This is a genomic window from Arthrobacter sp. E70, assembly GCF_058266945.1.
Map to the genome: position 1 here is coordinate 93,923 of NZ_JBYQFR010000003.1, position 21,098 is coordinate 115,020.

17 protein-coding genes are annotated in these 21,098 nt (G+C 67.1%); 11 read left to right on the top strand and 6 right to left on the bottom strand.

The window, feature by feature from the left end; genetic code table 11:
- From AC3IMC_RS04340 to AC3IMC_RS04355, 4 genes are all read left to right on the top strand, one after another.
- Window positions 1-1,041 (top strand): ABC transporter permease, encoded by a 1,041-nt coding sequence (locus tag AC3IMC_RS04340; RefSeq protein ID WP_490917195.1) that lies wholly within the window; start codon window positions 1-3, stop codon window positions 1,039-1,041.
- Window positions 1,038-2,753 (top strand): ABC transporter ATP-binding protein, encoded by a 1,716-nt coding sequence (locus tag AC3IMC_RS04345; protein WP_490917196.1) that lies wholly within the window; start codon window positions 1,038-1,040, stop codon window positions 2,751-2,753. The genes AC3IMC_RS04340 and AC3IMC_RS04345 overlap by 4 nt, the downstream gene beginning before the upstream one ends.
- Before the next feature lie 79 nt (window positions 2,754-2,832).
- A complete protein-coding gene (locus AC3IMC_RS04350) occupies window positions 2,833-3,234 on the top strand; it encodes a chorismate mutase (protein WP_221386666.1) in 402 nt (133 codons plus the stop codon).
- A 62-nt stretch (window positions 3,235-3,296) separates the two neighbouring features.
- Window positions 3,297-4,301, top strand: coding sequence for a uroporphyrinogen decarboxylase/cobalamine-independent methonine synthase family protein (locus AC3IMC_RS04355; RefSeq protein ID WP_490917197.1), 1,005 nt, complete (start codon window positions 3,297-3,299; stop codon window positions 4,299-4,301).
- Window positions 4,302-4,305: 4 nt separating this feature from the next.
- Here the strand turns inward: AC3IMC_RS04355 and AC3IMC_RS04360 are convergent, their stop codons facing one another.
- Genes AC3IMC_RS04360 through AC3IMC_RS04385 form a run of 6 tightly spaced genes read right to left on the bottom strand, consistent with a single transcriptional unit; the run spans window position 4,306 to window position 10,618 of the window.
- Window positions 4,306-5,019: a DUF4166 domain-containing protein gene (locus AC3IMC_RS04360; RefSeq protein ID WP_490917198.1), complete on the bottom strand. Its 714-nt coding sequence runs from the start codon at window positions 5,017-5,019 to the stop codon at window positions 4,306-4,308.
- 45 nt (window positions 5,020-5,064) lie between these two features.
- A complete protein-coding gene (locus AC3IMC_RS04365; RefSeq protein WP_490917199.1) occupies window positions 5,065-6,357 on the bottom strand; it encodes a DUF58 domain-containing protein in 1,293 nt (430 codons plus the stop codon).
- Entirely contained in the window at window positions 6,357-7,385 is a 1,029-nt protein-coding gene (locus AC3IMC_RS04370) for an AAA family ATPase (RefSeq protein WP_490917200.1), read from the bottom strand. The genes AC3IMC_RS04365 and AC3IMC_RS04370 overlap by 1 nt, the downstream gene beginning before the upstream one ends.
- Window positions 7,382-8,578 carry a DUF4350 domain-containing protein gene (locus AC3IMC_RS04375; protein ID WP_490917201.1) on the bottom strand — a complete coding sequence of 399 codons (1,197 nt, stop codon included), beginning with the start codon at window positions 8,576-8,578 and terminating at the stop codon, window positions 7,382-7,384. Before AC3IMC_RS04375 ends, AC3IMC_RS04370 begins: the two co-directional genes overlap by 4 nt.
- Window positions 8,575-9,222 carry a DUF4129 domain-containing protein gene (locus AC3IMC_RS04380; protein WP_490917202.1) on the bottom strand — a complete coding sequence of 216 codons (648 nt, stop codon included), beginning with the start codon at window positions 9,220-9,222 and terminating at the stop codon, window positions 8,575-8,577. The genes AC3IMC_RS04375 and AC3IMC_RS04380 overlap by 4 nt, the downstream gene beginning before the upstream one ends.
- A complete protein-coding gene (locus AC3IMC_RS04385) occupies window positions 9,212-10,618 on the bottom strand; it encodes a DUF7847 domain-containing protein (RefSeq protein WP_490917203.1) in 1,407 nt (468 codons plus the stop codon). The genes AC3IMC_RS04380 and AC3IMC_RS04385 overlap by 11 nt, the downstream gene beginning before the upstream one ends.
- Window positions 10,619-10,791: 173 nt before the next feature.
- On the opposite strand from AC3IMC_RS04385, the gene mtrA reads away from it, so the two are divergent.
- From mtrA to secA, 7 genes are all read left to right on the top strand, one after another.
- On the top strand, window positions 10,792-11,466 hold the full coding sequence (mtrA, locus tag AC3IMC_RS04390; RefSeq protein ID WP_454485031.1) for an MtrAB system response regulator MtrA: 675 nt from the start codon (window positions 10,792-10,794) through the stop codon (window positions 11,464-11,466).
- Entirely contained in the window at window positions 11,438-13,390 is a 1,953-nt protein-coding gene (gene mtrB / locus AC3IMC_RS04395) for an MtrAB system histidine kinase MtrB (RefSeq protein WP_490917204.1), read from the top strand. Before mtrA ends, mtrB begins: the two co-directional genes overlap by 29 nt.
- Entirely contained in the window at window positions 13,387-15,099 is a 1,713-nt protein-coding gene (locus AC3IMC_RS04400) for an LpqB family beta-propeller domain-containing protein (RefSeq protein ID WP_490917205.1), read from the top strand. The genes mtrB and AC3IMC_RS04400 overlap by 4 nt, the downstream gene beginning before the upstream one ends.
- Before the next feature lie 67 nt (window positions 15,100-15,166).
- The gene (locus AC3IMC_RS04405) at window positions 15,167-16,096 is read left to right on the top strand and encodes a ComF family protein (RefSeq protein WP_490917206.1); all 930 of its coding nucleotides are present in this window, start codon (window positions 15,167-15,169) and stop codon (window positions 16,094-16,096) included.
- Window positions 16,097-16,239: 143 nt separating this feature from the next.
- Complete coding sequence (hpf, locus tag AC3IMC_RS04410; protein ID WP_490917207.1) at window positions 16,240-16,965, top strand: ribosome hibernation-promoting factor, HPF/YfiA family; 726 nt, start codon at window positions 16,240-16,242, stop codon at window positions 16,963-16,965.
- Between the two features lie 27 nt (window positions 16,966-16,992).
- Window positions 16,993-18,207: a winged helix-turn-helix domain-containing protein gene (locus tag AC3IMC_RS04415; RefSeq protein WP_490917208.1), complete on the top strand. Its 1,215-nt coding sequence runs from the start codon at window positions 16,993-16,995 to the stop codon at window positions 18,205-18,207.
- Between the two features lie 98 nt (window positions 18,208-18,305).
- On the top strand, window positions 18,306-21,044 hold the full coding sequence (gene secA / locus AC3IMC_RS04420) for a preprotein translocase subunit SecA (RefSeq protein WP_490917209.1): 2,739 nt from the start codon (window positions 18,306-18,308) through the stop codon (window positions 21,042-21,044).
- Window positions 21,045-21,098: the final 54 nt, after the last annotated feature.

Consider the following 21,098-nt stretch of genomic DNA (forward strand, 5'->3'; position numbering starts at 1 on the left):
ATGACTGCCGAGACCACCCTGGAACCCGTCGCCAACCCGCGGGCGTCCTTCTTCCGGCGGCTGCCGGTTGTGTCACACTTCAACAAAAGCGTCGGCCTGCAGCGTTTCATGCTGGTCGTGGGACTTGTCCTCACCGGCATCTTCCTGCTGACGGCACTGGCCGCACCACTGCTCGCCCCCTATGGCTTTGCCCAGCTTTCGGACGCCGAGGGCAATTTCCCCACCCAGCAGGAGCCGGGCGGCAAGCACCTCCTCGGCACCACGGTGGGCGGGTACGACGTCCTTTCCCGTGTCATTTGGGGTACCCAGACGGCGCTGTTGGTCATCATCGTGGCCGTGATCCTGTCCATCTTCGCGGGCGTCATCCTCGGCCTGGTCAGCGGCTACATCGGCGGCTGGCTGGACCGCATCCTCGTGGTCGTGGCGGACGCGATCTACGCTTTCCCCTCGCTGCTGGTGGCAATCGTCATGGCCATTGTCATCAGCGGCGGCCAGTCCAGCCTGTTGGGCGGGATCCTGGCTGCAGCCATCTCCATCACGGTGGTGTTCATCCCGCAGTACTTCAGGGTGATCCGCGCGGAGACCATCAGGCTGAAGGCGGAACCCTTCGTCGAGTCCGCCAAGGTGGTGGGCGCCTCGAACGTGCGCATCATGACCCGGCACATCTACCGCAATGCCACGCGCACGCTGCCGCTGATCTTCACCCTCAACGCCTCGGAAGCCATCCTGACCCTGGCAGGGCTGGGCTTCCTGGGCTTCGGCATCGAGCCAAGCTCAGCGGCGGAATGGGGCTTCGACCTCAACAAGGCGCTCGCAGACACCACCTCTGGCATCTGGTGGACCGGGCTCTTCCCCGGCCTCGCCATCGTCTGGACGGTCCTCGGGCTGACGCTCGTGGGCGAGAGCATCAACGACCTGAACGATCCCCGCCTCCGCGGCCGTAAGCGGGCCACCCGCAAGGCGGCAGCGCCCGCAGCACCAGCCGTTGCCGGACCTGGTGTTGCCGGACCCGGCACCGAAACAGAATCGAGCAACCCGTGAGCGAAAACCTTGGGTCGGTGTCCGACCGCCGGGAGCAGGACCGCAAGACGGTCCTTGATATCGACCACCTCCAGGTCACTTTTGCCACCGATGCCGGCGATGTCCGGGCCGTCAAGGACGTCAGTCTCGACATCAAGGCCGGCGAGGTACTGGCCATCGTGGGTGAGTCAGGTTCCGGCAAGACTGTCACTGCCAAGACCATCCTTGGCCTCTTGCCGGAAACCGCCAGCAGCTCAGGGGCGGTACTCATCAACGGCACCAACGTGATCAGCCTCAGCGCCGCGCGCCTGCGCCAGATCCGCGGACGCGACGTCGCCATGGTGTTCCAGGAACCTTCCACCGCCCTGAACCCGGTCTTCACCGTGGGCTGGCAGATCGCCGAGGGCATCCGTGCCCATGCGGCGCGCGACGGCGGGGGGCGGGTGAGTGCCAAGGAAGCCAGGGCGCGGGCTGTCGAAGCCCTGGGCAAGGTGGGCATCCCGGACCCGGAGCACCGGGTCAACTACTATCCGCACCAGTTCTCCGGCGGCCAAAAGCAGCGTGTGGTGATCGCCGCAGCCCTGGCGCTGAATCCCGGGCTCATCGTCGCCGACGAACCTACCACCGCCCTGGACGTGACTGTCCAGGCGGAGATCCTGGAACTACTCCGGGACCTTCGGGACAAGTACGGCACCTCGATCGTCCTGATCACCCACAACATGGGCGTCGTGGCAGACCTGGCCGACCGGGTGGTGGTGATGTACCAGGGCGACATCGTCGAGGAGGCTCCGGCCCGGAAGCTCTTCGCCGAACCCAGGCAGGACTACACCCGCCGGCTTCTGGCCGCTGTGCCGCACCTCGGCCGCAACTCGGCGTCGGAGGGCCTGACCCGGCGGCCCCACCAGGATGAGGAAGTGCTGGTGGCGGCGGACAACCTGGTGATCGAGTATCCCGGCCGGCTGGGAACGCCGGCGTTCAAGGCCGTGGACGGTGTCAGCTTCACGTTGTCCAGGGGTGAGGTCTTCGGCCTTGTCGGGGAATCGGGATCCGGCAAGACCACCATCGGGCGGGCCATCGCGGGGCTGAACCGCACCACCGGTGGCAGCCTCAAGGTGCTTGGCTACGAGATGCTGAATCTGCGCGAACGCACCTTTAAGCCGCTGCGGAAGGACATCGGCTTCGTGTTCCAGGACCCGGCAGCGTCGTTCAACCCGCAGCTGACCATCGGGGAGTGCATCGCCGAGCCCATGCTGATACACACCCGGCCGAGCGAAGCCCAGGCGCGCAAGCGTGTGGGTGAGCTGCTCGAATCAGTGCAGCTGCCGGCGTCGTATGCGGGGAGGTACCCGCACGAATTGTCCGGCGGCCAGCGGCAGCGCGCATCCCTGGCCCGGGCGCTCAGCCTGAATCCGCGGCTGCTGATAGCGGATGAGCCGACGTCGGCCCTTGACGTTTCGGTGCAGGCGAAAGTCCTGGAGCTGTTCAAAGACATCCAGGAGGAGTTCGGGTTCGGCTGCCTCTTCATCAGCCACGACCTTGCGGTAGTGGATATTCTCTCGACCTGGGTTGGGGTGCTGTACAAGGGGAAGCTGGTGGAACAGGGGATTGGCAGCCAGGTCATGGGCAACCCACAGCATGACTACACGCGCCGACTGATCGCTTCGCTTCCTGTTCCGGATCCGGCTGAGCAGGCAAAGCGGCGCGAGGAGCACCGCGCCCTGCTGGGCAGCTGACGGGGGCCGGTACCGGCAGCCCGCCGGTACCGGCCCTTAACACCCGCGTCGGTTCCGGCCGCTCCCATAGACTGGGACCATGACGCAGCACAACCTCAGCTCACCCGGTCCTGACGATTTCGATCCCTCCGCCAGTTCCCTGGCCGGCCAGGTGGACAATTCGGTGATGGCTGAACTGCTGTCCATCCGTTCGAGCATCGACAACATCGACGCCACCCTGGTCTACCTGCTGGCGGAACGTTTCAAAGCCACCCAAAAGGTGGGCTTCCTCAAGGCTGCCCACCGGTTGCCCGCCGGGGATCCCGGACGGGAAGCCGCCCAGATCGCCCGCCTGCGGCGTCTGGCAGAGGACGCGCACCTTGACCCGGCATTCGCCGAAAAGTTCCTGAACTTCATCATCGGCGAGGTCATCCGCCACCACGAGGCCATCGCCGAGGACCACCAGGCCGCGTCCGGACCGCAGGCTTCCGCACTGAGGTGAGCCGGGAAGAGCAACAGCGCGGCAACGGGACGCTTTCGACGGCGGCCCTGCCGCCCAAGGAAGTGACAGCCACTGGACTGGGCCCGTGGCCCGGCGAGGACCCGCTGGAAGCGGCCCGGATCATCAGGGGGGAGCTGGGCAGCCCGCACCTGCCGTTCCTGGCCGAATTGCCGGACCGCGGCGTCGGGTCCGACGCGGTGGGTCGCACCGCCTCGCTGCTTGAGGAACTGTGGGCCGACGTCCAGCCCTACGGCTGGCGGCTTGTCGACCGCCCCGGCAAAGACATCCGAAAGGCAGCATCGGCGCTCGCCACCGACATCAACGTCCTGGCCGACGTAGCCGGCGCGGAGGAGTCTTCGGCGACAGAACTCAAAGTCCAGTTGGTGGGACCCCTGAGCCTCGCGGCGGCCTTGCACCTGCACAACGGCGAGCGCGCGGTAGTGGACTACGGTGCCCGCCGGGACCTCGCCGCGTCCCTGGCGGAAGGGGTGGGCAGCTACCTCGCCCGGGTTTCGTCGGCGGTGCCGGGGGCGCGGCTGGTGGTCCAGGTGGATGAACCGGATATTGCCGCGGTGCTGGCCGGTGCCATCCCCACGGCCAGCGGCTACCGCACGCTGAGGGCTGTTCCAGGGTCGGAGGCCCGGGAATCCTGGCGTGTGGTCCTGGATGCGCTGCGCTTGGCCGGCGCGTCGGAAATCGTGGTGTCCGTTCCCGAACTGGAAGCGCCGTTCGAGCAGATCCTGGCGGCGGGGGCTGACGGAATCGCGGTGCCGCTGAAGGCGCTGACCAACCGCCAGTGGGAGCAGCTGGCCGGGGCGGCCGAGGCCGGGAAGCGCTTCTGGGCGGGCGCGCTGGACGTTTCCGGCAGCACGCTGCCCAAGGTGGCCGATTGCGTGGACTCCGTGTGGCGCCCCTGGCGCCAGGTGGGCCTTCCCGCCGCTTTGCTGGCCGCGGTCCGGGTGACACCCTCGGCGGGGCTGGCCGGCCATACCCCGGCACAGGCCACGGCTGTCCTGGGCAGGCTCACCCAGCTGGCCGACGGCCTGAACCAACGCTCGGTGGGGTAGGGGCTCAGGTCCTGTTCTCCCAGCGGTCCGGCTGCGCGTAGCGCGGCAGGAAGCTGTGCGCGGAGCTGCCGCTGGTGTAGGGGCGGAGCCGATAGTCGAAAGCCCCGGCGTACACCAGGACCAGCCCGATCTGGGGCTGGATCACCTTGACCTGGATGCGGTGCCTTCCGTGGCTGCCCTCGGCCGGATCCCACCACTGTTCGGCGTAGGCCTTGGCGTCCAGTGCCTGGGGAAGCGGTATCCGCAGCGGGCCCAGGAAGAGCCTGGAAGCCTCCGATACGCCCCGGAGCCTTCCTTCCGGGGTCACGCTGAGGTTCAGGTCCGTCACCAGGCGCCGGTACCGGCCAACGTAGTCCACCAGTTGGGTGGCGCCGCCGCGGCTCGTGGCGCTGGTGGTGTCCTGGAACAGCCGGGTGCGTCCGGGGAAACGGATCTCCCGCCGCGCGGTCAGGCTGGAGCGGCCGAACGGATCCTGGTGTGCGTGGTTTTCGATCCGGAACGGAACGTTTTCACCGTACTCGGGGAAAAAGGCTTCTTCGCCCCCGGTGACCCGCAGCAGGGGGCGGAGCCAGCGCTGGCGGCACCCCACGACGTCGAATGTCCCTTCCCCTACCCCGTACTGCCCCGAGCCCGGAGCGAGGGAGAAGTACTCCTGCAGTTCGGGCTGCAGGCGCGCGAAATCCCTGCCGAGTGCCTGCTCGTAGATCGGGGTGTTCACGGAGGACCTCCTGTTGGTGTCGATGGGCGGCTGCTGCGTCCGGCTTCACAATCTACCGGCAGCCTTGAGCTTGATGTACATGTCCGCGAGGCGGGGCGGCAACTGGTGGGGTTCGGCATCCACCACCTCCACGCCGCAGCGCCGCAGTTCCGCTGTCACTGCAGCCCGTTGGAGCAGGGCGCGCTCCGCCGCGGCCGCGCGGTAGACCCCGGTGGCGTCGTCGCGTTCCCGCAGCATGGTTCCAAGCTGGGGGTCGCGGACAGCCGCGACCACTACGGTGTGCTGGCTGGCGAGCCGCTCCGCCGCGGGCAGCAGGCCTTCCTCCGGTGCCCCGCCGTCGAGCGTTGTCAGCAGGACCACCAGGGACCGGTGCGGGGAAACGGCCCGGACCTGAGCCGGGAGCGCCGCCCAGTCCATCTCGATGAGCTCGGGGTCCAACGGCGCCATGGCCTGGACCAGCCGGCCCAGGAGATTCCCCTGCCCGGCGGAACCTGCCCGCGCGCGGACGCGGCGGTCAAAGGCCACGAGATCCACCCGGTCGCCTCCGCGTTCGGCCAGGACCCCCAGCAGGAGCGCCGCCTCCATCCCGGTGTCCAGCCGGGTTTCGTCACCGATTCTTGCTGCCGACGTACGGGACGTGTCCAGGATCATCACCATCCGGCGGTCCCGTTCGGGCCGCCACGTCCGCACCACGACGGCGGAGCGCCGGGCGGTGGCCCGCCAGTCAATGGAGCGGACGTCGTCACCCCGGACGTAACCCCGCAGCGAATCGAACTCGGTGCCGGCGCCCCGGATCTGGACAGCGGCCTTTCCGTCGAGTTCGCGCAGTTGACGGAGCTTCGAGGACAGGTGCCGGCGGGAGTGGAAGGGCGGCAGCACGCGCAGCGAGCCGGGACATCCGATGGTGCGTTGGCGCGCCGCCACACCCAGGGGGCCGAAGGAACGGAACGTCACATGGGGTGTCGTAAGGTCACCGCGGCGGACAGGACGGAGAGTGATTGCCAGCCGCCGGCTTTCGCCCGACGGGACGTCGATGGCCTGGACCGGGTTCTGCGCCCCGGCGGACGGCTGCCAGCCGTCCCGCAGTGTTCCCTGGAGCCTCCGGTTGCCGTTGTTGTGGATGGTCAGCACGGCCGTTGCCGTGTTATTGAGCGTGACGTTTTCAGGTTCGGCGCGCAGCACGACGATTTGCCGGGGGGACCCGGCGAGGAGCAGGTCTGTGCACAGCAGGACCAGGAGCGCCGCGCCCACCGCCAGGACCGTTGGCCACCCCGGGACCAGCAGGACCGGAACCAGTCCGAGCACAACCAGCGCCACGAAGCGTCCTGAGACGGCCATCAGCGCGGGACGGGGACGGCTGCCAGGATGCTGCCGAGGACGTCGTCCACGCGAACGCCGTCCATCTGGGCTTCGGGCTGGAGTGCCACCCGGTGCCGCAGGCACGGCAAAGCCAGGGCCTTGACGTCGTCCGGGGTGACGAAGGAGCGTCCGGAGAGCCAGGCCCAGGACCGTGAAGTGTTCAGCAGTGCGGTGGCACCGCGGGGCGACACGCCCAGCAGGAAGGACGGTGCCGCCCGCGTGGCGCGGACCAGGTCAACGATGTAGCCCACGATTTCCGGTTCAACCGCCACGCCCGCCACGGCCTCCCGTGCCCGCGCCAGGTCCCCGGCGCCGGCGACGGCCCTGACTCCTGCCGCCTGCAGGTCCCGGGGGTCGAATCCTGCCGCGTGGCGACGGATAACCTCGATCTCGTCGTGGCGCCCGGGCAGGGGCATGGTGAGCTTGAGCAGGAACCTGTCCAGCTGGGCCTCGGGCAGGGGATAGGTTCCCTCGTATTCCACCGGGTTCTGGGTGGCCGCCACGAGGAACGGCGAAGGCAGCCGGAGGGACTGTCCGTCGACGGACACCTGGCGCTCCTCCATGGCCTCCAGCAGCGAGGCCTGTGTCTTGGGCGGTGTGCGGTTGATTTCGTCAGCCAGCAGGAGGTTGGTGAACACCGGCCCTTCCCGGAAGCTGAAATCGGAAGTGCGGGAGTCGTACACCAATGAGCCGGTGACGTCCCCGGGCATCAGGTCGGGGGTGAACTGCACCCTCTTGGTGTCGAGGCTTAGCGCCGCGGACAGCGCACGGACCAGGAGGGTCTTGGCCACGCCCGGGACGCCCTCCAGCAGCACGTGTCCCTGCGAGAGGAGGGCAATCAGCAGGCCGGTGACCGTGCCGTCCTGCCCTACAACAGCTTTTGCCACCTCGCGGCGGACGTCCAGCAGGGCCTGCCGGGCGGCATCGTCCGGCAATGCGCGGCCGTCGCCGGAGGCGTTGTCGTCCGAGGGGTTAAGGACCGTGGGGCCGCTGCTGTGTTCGCTCATTTGGTCGTGACCTCTTTCTCCAGATTGTCCAGGGCCTGGGACCAGGCGACCAGCCGGGCCTCGGTTTGAGGGTGTTCATTGACCAGGGCAGCGATACCGGCAGGGTCGCGGCCCAGCACCGTCGCTGCCGCGGTGATGGTTTCCGCTGCAGTGGCACCAGGGCCCAGCCGGAGGCTGCCTGCAAGCCGCGTCAGCAGCCCTGCCCGCAGGTTGTCGCGGGCCTGGCCGATCGCGTGCGAATCATGGTAGAGCCGGGCGCGCCCCTCTGCCGTCTCCACCGCCTTGACCATGACGGGCAGCGGCTCGAAAACCAGGGGCCCGTGGCGCCGGCCGCGCCAGGCTATGGCCGCGACAGCGATCACGAGGAGCCATGGACCCAGGAAGCGGGCCCAGTCCGGGGCGAGGTCGTCCAACGTTGCGTTAGTGCCGTCCCCCGCCACGTCCTGCAGGGTCGGCAGGTACCAGACGAGGTCCGGCGAGCTGCCGAGCAGCCTGAGGGCGAGAGCCGCATTTCCGGCCTCGTCCAGCTTGTCGTTGCCCATGACCGCCGTGCTGCCCAGGACCGTAATGCGCAGGTCGGTGCTGGCGGCAAGCAGCCCGGCGGCACTGCCACCCGGACGGTAGCAGGTGGTGCCGCCGTCGTACACGAAACCCGCTGTGCCCGTGACCTGCCCGGCAGCCTCCGCCGCCGGCAGGGTGCAGCCAGCCTCCAGGACCGGAAAGGCCTCGGGGACCACGCCTGCCTGGCGGATCCCGGAATCCAGCGCGGTCAGCGTGTTCAGCCTGGGCGCGACAACTACTACCCGGTCCGCCTGCTCCATCAGCGCCTCCAGCTGCGGGCCGCCCAGGACTCCGTTCCGGTCATACAGCAGCAGGGTGGAACCAGGCCGCAGCACGGCAAGGGCGTCCTCCAACCTCTCCGGGGTATGGACGTCGACCCCGTGCTGCCGCAGGATCACTGCCAGGGCTTTGGCTCCGTCGGGCCCCGCGTTGCTGACGGAGAGGGGAATGCTGTCTCCCTTGGGCGCCAGCTGCGTCCCGACGGCGAGCGCCAGGGCGGCAGCCACCACTGCCGCGCCCGCAGCGAGGGTGCGATGGCGACGGACCCAGCGTCGCCGCTTCCCTGCCGGTGCAGGTGCCCCCGGAGGGCCAGTGCCCGTGGAGTCGTTATCGATGGACAGAATGCCGGTCATGGCAGTGGCACCGCCTTGCCAACGGGGGAGCGGGCGGGCCTGCTGGCCTCCAGCGCCGCATCCAGGTCGGCCATGGCCTGGTAGTCGGCGCGCCCGGCAGCCAGGTTCCCGTACCGGATCCCGTCGAACATCGCCGCCGCCAGTTCCAGGCGCCTGGCCTCGGCGGCGAAGGGCAGGGACAGGGCCCGTGCCGCTTCGTCCGCAGTCAGGCCCGGTTGCGGGTCCAGGACGGCACGGTCTTCAGCGCTGCGGACGAGGGCCCGGAAACGGTCGACGGCGGCGTCCCCCCACTTTCCGGAGGCCGCTGCGGCTTCCGCGCGCGCCCGGTAGTCGGCGGCGTGGACGGCAACGTCCTTTTCGAATACCTCCTTGGGGCGGCGGACCCGGGCGTTCAGGCGGGGGCGCGCCAGGATCACGGCGGCGATGATGACGACGGCAATGACGATGGCTATGACCGCGCCTGGCACCTGCGCGGCGTCGCCCGTGGAGCCCCCGTCCAGGGACCGCAGCCAGTCCAGGAAGTTCCGCCAGAGTGTCCCAAGCCAGGAAGGGGCAGCGTCCCGGTACTCCGGTTTGGCCAGTTCCTCCGCAGCCCACCGCCTGGCTTCATCCGCGGAGGGCAGCACCGGCGGCTCAGCGCCCATCCGGCCATCCGCGTGCCGCAGTTCCTCGGCCCGGGTAGGCCCCGGGCACGCCCGGCACGACACCCCTGCCCGGAACGCCCGGGTCAGCGCCTGACTCATGCTGGCGCAGCAGCGCGATGTCCAGCCCGTCCTTGCGCATCCGCAGGTCCAGGTACAGCAGGGCCATGACGGATGTCTGGGAGGCGTAGCCCACGGCGCCGGCCAGTGCCCCAAGCACGGCTGTGAGCACGCCTGCCGCGACGGCCACGGTTGTTTCCTGTCCACTCCCGCCATGCGGCGAGACGACACTCGTCAGGAAGCTGGCCAGGAACGTCACCGGGATCAGGACCACCTGGCTGATGACGCCCACGACGACGCTTACCACCGCCGTGATACCGAAGATGCGCCACCAGTTGGCCCGGGTAAGTTCCCAGGAGCGCCGCAGTCCCGCGAAAGCGCCCAGCTCTTCGACGACGACGGCGGCAGGCGCCACCATGAATTTGACCGCCACCCAGGCGAACAGCAGCACGAAAGCGAAAAACACCGGGATGGCCAGCAGCAGCCCCATCCCCCGCACGCTGGAGAGCAGGAGGGCTGTGGCCACCGCCAGGAGCAGGACCGCGAGCACTCCGGCCGCCATCAGCAGAGCAGCCAGCCGGACCAGCGCGCCGGTCCTGGAGCGCGCCAACTGCCACATCAGGCGGAAACCTGTGGGCCGGTTAAGGATCGACCTGGCCACGGGCACCACCATGGCGCCCTGGAGGACGACCGAGACGAAGACCGCCAGGATGGAAAACAGCACGACGGCGGCAACAAACCCCATGCCGACCGAGGCAACGTCCGCGGGTGTGGCGGTGTCGGCCCAGGCCTCGATGGAACCGGCAGAAGCGGCCGTGGCCGCGGTCACCACTGCCGTGAGGATGGCGGCCAGGGACTGGGCCAGGAGGGCCGCGCCGAGCATCGCCTTGGCGTTGCGCCGGATAGCCTGGAACGCCCCGTCCAGGATTTCGCCGAACAGAAGGGGGCGCAGCGGGACTATGCCTGGTTTGGGCGGAGCTGTGTAGCGCGGCTGGCCGTAGGGGGAGCTGCCGTACGTCGGCTTATCGTACAGGGAGCCGGGATAGGGGTATCCGGGGTATTGGGGCCCGGCGGCCGGGTTGCCGTTGTATGCCGGGCCGCCGTAGGCAGAAGGGGCGCCGTAGGCAGTGTCCCGGTTTCCGTAGTGACCAGGTGGTTGCTGCCACGGGGACGGCTGCTGCCAGCCCGCTGGTTGTCCGTCCGCCGGTGGCGCCCACGGCTGATGCCAGGCCGGCGGTACCGGGCCGATGCCGCCTGAAGCCGCACCCCCGCCGTCGTCCTCTCCCCGGTCCGGCTGGTCCCGCGTGGGTTCCCCGGCGCCGGACTCCTGTGGTGACACTGATTCCTCCCCATATCAGTAGCCTGCTGCTCCGCGCAGCACGTTGCAAGCTGGGCGCGGGCGGCGCGAGGCATGCCCCAAGACTATAGTTCCGCCGTCGGACGTCCTAGTGCCCCGCCATGCCGGAAGCCGCTGAACAGGACAAAGCCATCCTGATAAGGGAATATATAACTATGAAGGCACGCATTCTGGTGGTTGATGATGACGAAGCGCTGGCCGAGATGATTGGAATTGTCCTCCGCAACGACGGCTTTGAGCCGGTTTTTTGTGCGGACGGCGCAAAGGCGCTCGACGTCTTCAGGTCATCCAGGCCCGACCTTGTCCTGCTCGATCTCATGCTTCCCGGCATGGACGGCATCGAGGTCTGCCGGCAGGTCCGCGCTGAGTCGGATGTTCCCATCGTGATGCTGACTGCCAAATCCGACACCTCCGACGTCGTCCGTGGCCTGGAATCCGGCGCTGATGACTACGTGCCCAAACCCTTCAAGCCTGCAGAACTGGTGGCACGGGTACGCGCGCGCCTCCGTCCGGGTGACCAGAAGGCACCCGAGACGCTCAAGATCGCGGACATCACCATCGACGTCGCCGGGCACACTGTCAGCAGGGGCAATGAGCGGATCTCGCTGACTCCGCTGGAATTCGACCTCCTTGTGGCACTGGCCCGCAAGCCGTGGCAGGTCTTCACTCGGGAACTGCTGCTTGAACAGGTCTGGGGGTACCGCCACGCTGCAGATACCCGGCTGGTCAACGTCCATGTGCAGCGGCTGCGCTCCAAAATCGAGCAGGACCCGGAAGCTCCGGAAGTGGTATTGACGGTGCGTGGTGTCGGCTACAAAGCAGGGGTCTGACCCCGCCGGGCACGACGCGGGAGCGGACCATTCCGCCCCCACGCCTGCAGGCACTCCAAACGCCGCGCCGCAGCCTTCCGTGAATGCGGGGAGGCAGGACACGCCCGATGGCGGCGATGGCAAGGAAACGTTGACGCCGGCAGCGCGCAAGGTGGCATTCCGGGCCCGCATCTGGCAGCGCAGGGCGTTGATCGTGTCCTTGCGCGTGGCAAGGCTGGTCCGGATGGGTGTCCGGCGGTTCCTTCCCGGCCTGCGGTACCTCGGGCGCGCACTGCAGAAGCGGTGGCGCCGCTCGCTCCAGTTCCGCACCGTCCTGACCACGCTGATGCTGGCCGTGACGTCTTTCGCGGTGGTCGGCGCCTACCTCTCGAACCAGATTGCCAACAACCTGTTCCAGGAGCGGCTGACTCAGGCGGAGTCCGAAACCCGCTACAACGTCAAGCAGGTGCAGGAAACGTTCGACGGCGCCCAGGTCACCGACCAGTCCAGCGTCATCACCCTGGTATACGACACGCTGAACGCCGTCGAGGGGCGGGGATCGGTGATCCAGCGCCGGTACGTCTTCGAGGCGATGCCGGAGCAGACCAAGCCCCGGAACAGATGGGTGGAGTCACGCGCTTCGGACCAACTGACCGTCAGCGTCATCCCCCCGGAACTGCGCAAAGCGGTCCAGCAGTCCGGAAAGGACCAGTACTGGGCCTCCACCGTCATTCCCGTGGGAACCGAGGACCGGCCGGGCATCGCCGTGGGCAACAAGGTGACCTTCAACGGCACCGTCTACGAGCTTTACCTTATTTATGACCTCAACACCGCGCAGCAGACGCTCAACGAAATCCAGAGCGTGCTCTGGGCAGGCGGGGCGGTGCTGGTCCTGCTGATCGGGGCCGTCGCCTGGTACGTTACCCGCAACGTGGTCAGTCCTGTCAGCCACGCGGCTATGGTGTCGGAGAAACTCGCAGCCGGCCAACTGCAGGAGCGCATGGTGGTCCGCGGTGAAGACGAAGTGGCACGCCTGGGCGCCTCCTTCAACCACATGGCGGCCAGCCTCCAGGAGCAGATCACGCAGCTGGCGACCCTTTCGCAGATGCAGCAGCGGTTCGTGTCCGACGTCTCGCACGAACTCCGGACGCCACTGACCACCGTCCGGATGGCGGCCGAGGTGCTGTACGACGCCCGCGACGATTTCGACCCCATCAACAAGCGCTCCGCGGAACTGCTCTACAACCAGGTTGAACGGTTCCAGTCCCTCCTCTCGGACCTCCTGGAAATCAGCCGCTTCGACGCCGGCGTGGCCGTGCTCGACGCCGAGCCCGAGGACCTCATCCAGGTGGTCGCCCACGTGATTGAGGGCGCTGCGCCGGTGGCGGCTGAGTACGGCTCTGACATCGTCCTCAGCGCGCCCGAAGGTGCCATCATCGTGGAAATGGATGCGCGCCGGATCGACCGGATCCTGCGGAACCTGATCCTGAACGCGGTGGAGCACGGCGAAGGCAAACCGGTGGCCGTCACGGTGGCGGCGAACCAAACCGCCGTGGGAGTGGCTGTCCGGGACCACGGCATAGGAATGGAGCCGGCGGAGGCCGCAAGGGTTTTCGACAGGTTCTGGCGTGCGGACCCTGCCCGCGCCCGCACTACCGGAGGCAGCGGACTCGGGCTCTCGATCGCCATGGAGGACACCAAGCTGCACCACGGCTGGCTGCAGGCCTGGGGCAGGAAAGGCAATGGCGCGAACTTCCGCCTGACCCTTCCCCTGCGGCAGGAGGAGGAAATCGTGGAGTCGCCGGTCCAGCTCGAACCGCGGGACGCCGTGATACCGGGAACGCCGGGCAACATCCCTGCCGAACAGGACTACAGCAACATGCTGGTGCTGGAGACTGGTGGCGCCCGGCCCGGCCCGGCGCCCGCACAGAAGGAGACACCATGACAGGCAGCCCCCGGGCGAAGTCCGCGGCTGCCCTGCTGGCGCTGCTGATGGTCCTCCTGGCCGGCTGTGCCCGGATCCCGACGTCGGGCCCGGTGGGAAAAAGCAGCGAGAGCAGCGCCGGCAACGTCAGCGCTCCGGTGTTCCTGCCGGCGGCGCCGCAGCCCGGTGCCTCGCCGGAGACCATCATCGACTACTTCTACCGGGCCGGCAGCGGCTACGAGGATGACTACGCCGTCGCGCGCCAGTACCTGACGCAGGCATCGGCAGTGTCGTGGAAACCGGATAAGCGGGCGTTGGTGTACCGGGAAGCAAGGGTTGTGCCAACGGACACGGAGAACGTCTACAACTACGAACTCGATGTCTCCTACACTGTGGACGCCGACGGCATCGCCACCCAGTCGCCCCAAGGGACTGTGGAGCGGATCCCCGTGACCGTGAGCCAGGTGGACGGGGAATGGCGGATCTCCGCGATCCCGGACGGGACGGCCATCGCGGAAGAAACCTTCAAGGTCATCTACGGCGCCTACCCCATCTACTTCTACGACCCCACCTTCACCTACGCCATCCCGGATGTCCGGTGGTTCCTGAAGAACAAGACCGTCAAGGCAATGACCAGTAGCCTGCTCGCCGGGCCTGCGCCCTACTTGCGCGGTGCGGTGGCCAGCGCGTTTCCGTCAGGGATCAAGCTTGCCCGCGAATCGGTGCCGGTGGTCTCCGGGGCGGCGCAGGTCGACCTGACGGCCAAGGAACTGATGGAGACATCAGCAGAAGACCGGCTCCGCATGCAGATGCAGTTGACCCTGACGTTCCGCAGCCAGCCCGACGTCGTGAACGTCGAGCTTCGAGCCAACCAGGACCTGGTCCGGGTTGAGGACAACGGAGCAGTCCTTCCCCCGGTGCTTGATAAGACCGTACCGTCACGCCAGATCGCCATCAGCGGCAACGAGCTGGTGCGCTACGAAAACAACCGTGTCTCCCCGTTGCCGGACATGCAGCCGGTATCCTCCCTCAGCCCCCGTTATCCGGCCGAATCGCCGGTATCCCAGACCGCCGCCTTCCTCAATGACGGCAGGACCACCCTCTACAGCATCGCCCCCGGCCAGCCCGCGCGCGCCCTGACTACCAGGAGCACCCTGAGCAGGCCGTCCTTCAGCGTCAACGACTGGGTATGGACTGCCGGTCCCGGCGCTACAGGCGCCACCGAAGTGGTGGCCTTCCATCCCGCGGGGGTAGCCGAAGGATCCCCGGTTCCGTCCGTCACCTTGGCGCCTTCCTGGCTTGCCGGCCGGACGGTCAAGGAATTCCGGGTATCCCGTGACGGCGTCCGGGCGCTGGTCATCTCGGAACAGAACGGCAAATCCAGGGTCCAGGTTGCGGGGATCATCCGGGCCGGAGACGGCACGCCGCGTGAACTGACCAACCCCGTCTCCCTGCCCTCCGCCACTGACCCGGACCAGGGGGTGTGGGTCAGCAGCACCACGGTGGTGGTGATGAAGGGATCTGCCGGTTCCAACGTCACGCCTGAACTGCTGTCCCTGGCGTCGGGCCAGCCGCAGCAGCTGGCCGCCTGGCCCGGGCTCGTGGCCATCAGCGCAGGAAACGGTGCGGATGACATCTATGCGCAGTCCGGGGAAGGCATCTTCCAGCGGCTCGGCAACGGGTGGTCGCCGCAAATCAAGGGACCGATCGATCCCGCCTTCCCCGGCTGAGGCCCGGTTGTCCACATAGTGCAGGCAAGGCCTACTCCAGGAATCCGTGACGCCCCAAGGTGGAGGGGTGGACAGGACAACGGCCGGCGGCACTGCGGGCGCCCGGCGGAGGGCGCCCAGGCCTGATCCCGATCTCCGCCCGGCGCCGTCCTCGCCGGCAAAGCACCGCCAGGAACACCAGGCTGTGGTGCTGCGCACCGTTGACTGGATCACCGGTGCCGCCGCGGACCTTCTCGCCCTCGCTGCTCCCGTCGACTGCGTGTGCTGCGGAGCCGAAGACCGGCACCTGTGCGCATCCTGCGCCGGCCGCATCAGGCAGATCACCAGGCACCCCTTCCGTGCGGAGAGTGGGGCCCCGGCCCTGATGGACGTCAGCGGAACCGTCCTGCTGCCGGTGGTGGCCGCCGGCGTCTACCGCGACGAGTTGGCCCAAGGTCTGCTGTCTTTCAAGCGGAACGGCCAGTACCAGCTGGGACGCTGCCTTGGCGGTGCCCTCGCCGAAGCGGTACGGGCTGCGGCCGGGGGCAGCGGACGATTCCTCCTTGTCCCTGTCCCCACCAGCACGGGAGCCTACCTCAGCCGCGGGTTCAGTCCTGTCCACCTGCTCCTCAGGGAGGCGGCCCGGCGGCTTCCCGGGATCCGCGCGGCAGACTGCCTCAGCAAGGCAGGGCCACCGGCCCTGCAGATGCCGGGAGGCCAGAAGGGCCTTGGCCGGGGCGCCCGTTCACAGCGGGTCCGGGGCTCCATGAAGGTAAAGCCCAGGGCGCTTGCAAGGGTGGCGGGCCGCCACTGCATCATCGTCGACGACGTCCTGACCACCGGCGCCACCGTGGGGGAAGCGGCCCGCGCACTGCATGCAGCGGGGGCTGTGGTGAGGGGCGCCGTCGTGCTGGCGGCGACGCGGCCGCCCGATTCACGCATGGCCGGAGGTGCAGCCAACCGGTCCCTGCCGGTGGCCCAGGACTTAGAAAAAAATAAACCGGGAAAGGATGAATAACGGGTGGCTATGAACTAACGTCGGTGGTGGGTACCAAGACAGAATGTACCTTTCGATGGCGGCTCGGAAAGGGGCTCGACTGTCAGACAGCCCGGCCCAGGGAAGTGCCGCCGTCGTGTCACCGAAGTCATTTGGAGGGCACCATGGAGTTTATGATCAGCGGACGAAATCTGACAGTTTCAGACCGGTTCCGCGAATATGCCGGGGAAAAGATCGCCAAGATCGAATCGCTGGGCGACAAAGTCCAGCGGGTCGACGCGAAGGTCTCCAAGGAGACGAACGCCCGGCAAACCGGCGACCAGCTCACCGTTGAGGTGACAGTCCTGGGCCGTGGGCCTGTGATCCGTGCCGAAGCGAGCGCCGCAGACAAATTTGCCGCCTTTGACCTCGCATACAACAAACTGCTCGAACGGCTCCGCCGGGCAAAGGACCGGAAGAAGGTCCACCACGGACGCCACACGCCGAAGGCCGTCCGGGAAGCTACCGCCTCACTGGAGCCCGCCAGTGCCCACGAGCCGCTCTACCTTGAGGCCAACCACCGCAGTGATGCCGCAGCTCCCGGGGAAGAAAAGACCCCCTACGACATCGAAAACGATATCCCGGCTGGCAAGTCTCCTGTCCTCATCCGCCGCAAGGTCTTTCCCGCGGCGTCCATGACACTTGACGACGCCGTCGACAACATGGAGCTCGTCGGCCACGACTTCTACCTGTTCGTGGACAAGGAGACCAACACGCCCTCGGTCGTGTACCGGCGCCGCGGATGGACCTACGGGGTCATCACACTGGACCATGAATGCGAGCCCGGCGACACCGTCGTGGAGGAAAAAGTCCTGGCTTACCGTTCCGACGACACGCCCGCCAAGGTGTAGGTGCTTTGACCGACAGAGAGGACTGAAGTGCCGGCATCGCTGAGCCTCCACCAGGCACGGCGGATCGCACTGGCAGCACAGGGACTCCATAAGGGACGGCCCACCGGCCCCGTGACAGCACGGACGGTGGGCCGTACTTTTGCCCGGCTCCAGTTGGTCCAGATTGACTCCGTCAACGTCCTGGTCCGAAGCCACTTCATGCCCTTTTACTCCCGGCTTGGCGACTATGACCGCACCATCCTCGAGCGCATGTCCGGCAGCCATCCGCGCCGCATGCTCGAGTACTGGGCCCATGAAGCCAGCTACATCCGCCCGGAGCACTATCAGGACCTGCTCCTCTGGCAGAAGCGGGCCTGGGTGGGGGCCTCCCGTATGGACCCTCAGGTGCGCAACGCTGTTGCGGCCAAAATCCTGGCCGCTCTTGCCCATTCCCGGCCCATGACGGCCGCCGAGCTGACAGCCAGGATTGGCCATGTCGAGGAAAAACAAACCGACAACTGGGGGTGGAACTGGAACACGGTCAAAAGGGTTTTGGAGCACCTCTTCGAAGAAGGAGTGGTCTCGGCGGCCTCCAGGACGGGGCAGTTCGAGCGGCGCTACGCGCTGACTGCGAAGGTCCTCCCGCAGATGCAGATGCTGCCAGGCGGCGACGCGGACCCATCGGCGGCGCTGCACCGGCTGACGGAGGCGGCGGCCATGGCCCACGGCATTGGAAGCATTCGGTGCTTCGCCGACTACTTCCGCACGCCGGTCAAAGCGACGGCGCAGTCCGTGGAACACTTGGTGAAGCAAGGGAGGCTGGAGCCGGTCACCGTGTCCGGCTGGGGCAGGGACGTGTTCCGGCACGTGGAGGCGGCCGTGCCCCGGCGCGCTGCAGGCCGGGCCCTGCTCAGCCCCTTCGACTCCCTGGTTTTCGAACGCCGCCGGCTGTGGGAACTGTTTGGCTTCCATTACAGGATCGAGATCTACACGCCGGAACATAAGCGGCGCTTTGGCTACTACGTCCTGCCGTTCCTCCTGCGGGACAGGCTGGTGGCCCGCGTGGACCTGAAGGCTGACCGGCCTGCCGGCCGGCTGCTGGTGAAATCCGCCCACGCCGAGCCGGACGCCCCGGCGGACACCGCCGTCGAACTTGCCGCCGAGCTGGCGTTGATGGCGGGTTGGCTGGGCCTGCCGGACATCGAAGTCACACCCGCCGGGGACCTGGCGGCAGCGTTGGGGCACGAACTCCGGCGCCGTTGAGCCGTATCGCTGTTAGGGAAAACGGGCACCGCCCCGGTGTCTCTCCCGTAGACTGAACACGCCAGAATTCGGCGGCATGAGACTGGGAGCATCTTCACGTGGCATCACTTATCGAAAAAATCCTCCGCACGGGTGACAAGAAGACACTCCGGCAACTGCGGAATTACGCCGACTCCATCAATGCCCTCGAAGACTCGTTCAAGACCTTCACCGACGCCGAGCTTCGGGAAGAAACAGACCGCCTGCGGGAGCGGCACAACGATGGTGAAAAGCTCGACGACCTGCTCCCCGAAGCCTTCGCGGCAGTGCGGGAAGCCTCATCACGGACATTGGGCATGCGCCACTTCGACGTCCAGCTGATGGGCGGCGCAGCCCTGCATTTGGGCAATATCGCTGAGATGAAGACCGGTGAAGGCAAGACCCTGGTGGCGACCGCTCCCGCCTACCTGAACGCCCTCGCCGGCAAGGGCGTGCACGTGGTCACCGTCAACGACTACCTGGCCGAATACCAGTCCGAACTTATGGGCCGCGTGTACCGATTCCTCGGCTTGACCAGCGGCGTCATCCTGGCAAACCAGGACCCGGCAGTGCGCCGCCAGCAGTACGCGGCGGACATCACCTATGGGACCAACAACGAGTTCGGTTTCGACTACCTCCGCGACAACATGGCGTGGGACCGCAGCGAACTGGTCCAGCGCGGCCACCACTTCGCCATCGTTGACGAGGTGGACTCCATCCTGATCGACGAGGCCCGTACCCCCCTGATCATCTCCGGTCCGGCCCAGGGGGACACCAACCGCTGGTACAGCGAGTTCGCCAAGGTGGTGCTCCGGCTGCAGCCGGAGAAGGACTACGAGGTCGACGAAAAGAAGCGCACCGTGGGCGTGCTGGAGAGCGGAATCGAGAAGGTCGAAGATTACCTTGGCATTTCGAACCTCTACGAGTCCGCCAACACGCCGCTGATTGGCTTCCTCAACAACGCCATCAAAGCCAAGGAACTTTTCAAGCGGGACAAGGACTACGTCATCCTCGACGGTGAAGTCCTGATCGTTGACGAGCACACGGGGCGTATCCTGGCCGGCCGGCGGTACAACGAGGGAATGCACCAGGCGATCGAGGCCAAGGAAGGCGTCGAGATCAAGGCCGAGAACCAGACGCTCGCCACGGTAACGCTGCAGAACTACTTCCGCATGTACGGCAAGTTGTCCGGCATGACCGGTACCGCCGAAACCGAGGCAGCCGAGTTCATGAGCACCTACAAGCTGGGTGTGGTGGCCATCCCCACCAACCGCGACATGCAGCGCGTCGACCAGCCGGACCTGGTCTTCAAGAATGAGGTGGTCAAATTCGACGCCGTGGTGCGCGATATCGCCGAACGGCACGAAAAGGGACAGCCGGTCCTCGTGGGCACCACCAGCGTGGAAAAGAGCGAGTACCTCTCCAAGCTCCTGGCGAAGGAAGGCATCCGGCACGAGGTGCTGAACGCCAAGAACCATGCCCGGGAAGCGGCGATCGTCGCCCAGGCCGGACGCAAGGGCGCCGTTACGGTGGCCACGAACATGGCCGGCCGCGGTACCGACATCATGCTGGGCGGCAACGCAGAATTCACGGCCGTCGCCGAGCTTGCCAAGCGTGGCCTTGATCCTGAGGAAAACTCGGAAGAGTACGAAGCAGCGTGGCCGGCGGCGCTGGAAGCGGCCAAGCAGGCAGTCAAGGACGAGCACGAGGAAGTCCTGGACCTCGGGGGCCTCTACGTCCTGGGGACCGAACGCCACGAGTCGCGCCGTATCGACAACCAGCTCCGCGGGCGGTCCGGGCGCCAGGGCGACCCCGGCGAATCGCGCTTCTACCTGTCCCTGCGCGATGACCTCATGCGGCTGTTCAATTCGGGGGCGGCAGAGCGCCTCATGAACAGCTCCATTCCGGACGACGTCCCCCTGGAATCCAAGCTCGTCTCCCGGGCCATCGCCTCGGCACAAGGACAGGTTGAAGGCCGCAACGCCGAGCAGCGCAAGAACGTGCTCAAGTACGACGACGTCCTGAACCGCCAGCGCGAGGCGATTTACAGCGACCGCCGCCGGATCCTGGAAGGCGACGACCTGCACGAGAAGGTGCAGTTCTTCGTCGAGGACACCATCACCGCCCTGATCGATGCGGCGACCGCCGAAGGCAACGGGGACGACTGGGACTTCCATCAGCTGTGGACAAACCTCAAGACGCTCTATCCCGTGAGCGTCACGGCCGAAGACATCATCGACGAAGCCGGCGGCAAGTCCAGGGTGACTGTGGAGATGCTCAAGGAAGAACTGCTCTCCGACGCCCGCCTGGTCTACCAGGCCCGCGAGGAAGCCATCGGTTCGGAAAGCATGCGGGAACTCGAACGCCGGGTGGTCCTCTCCGTCATCGGACGGAAATGGCAGGAGCACCTGTATGAGATGGATTACCTGAAGGAGGGAATTGGCCTGCGCGCCATGGCACAGCGCGATCCGCTGGTGGAATACCAGCGCGAGGGCTTCGCCATGTTCCAAAGCATGATGGAAGCCATCCGCGAGGAAAGCGTCGGCTTCCTCTTCAACCTTGAAGTGGAAGTCACCCCCGCCCAGGATGTGGTAGTGCCGGACGCCGCGGGCGGACACACTGAGCATGTGGAACCGCAGGTACGCGCCGCAGGCCTCGAAGCACCGGACAAACCGGCCCAGCTGCAGTACACGGCGCCAAGCGAAAGCGGTGAAACCCAGACACGGGTTGAAACCCGCGCAAGCGGGCGGTCGGGGAATCCCGCCAAGGCAGCAGCCCAGGATGCGGCCAAACGCCCCGCGAAGAAGAAAAAGCGCTAGCGGGCACGCAACACCGGATACGGGGCAGGGACGAAGCGTCCCTGCCCTGCGTGC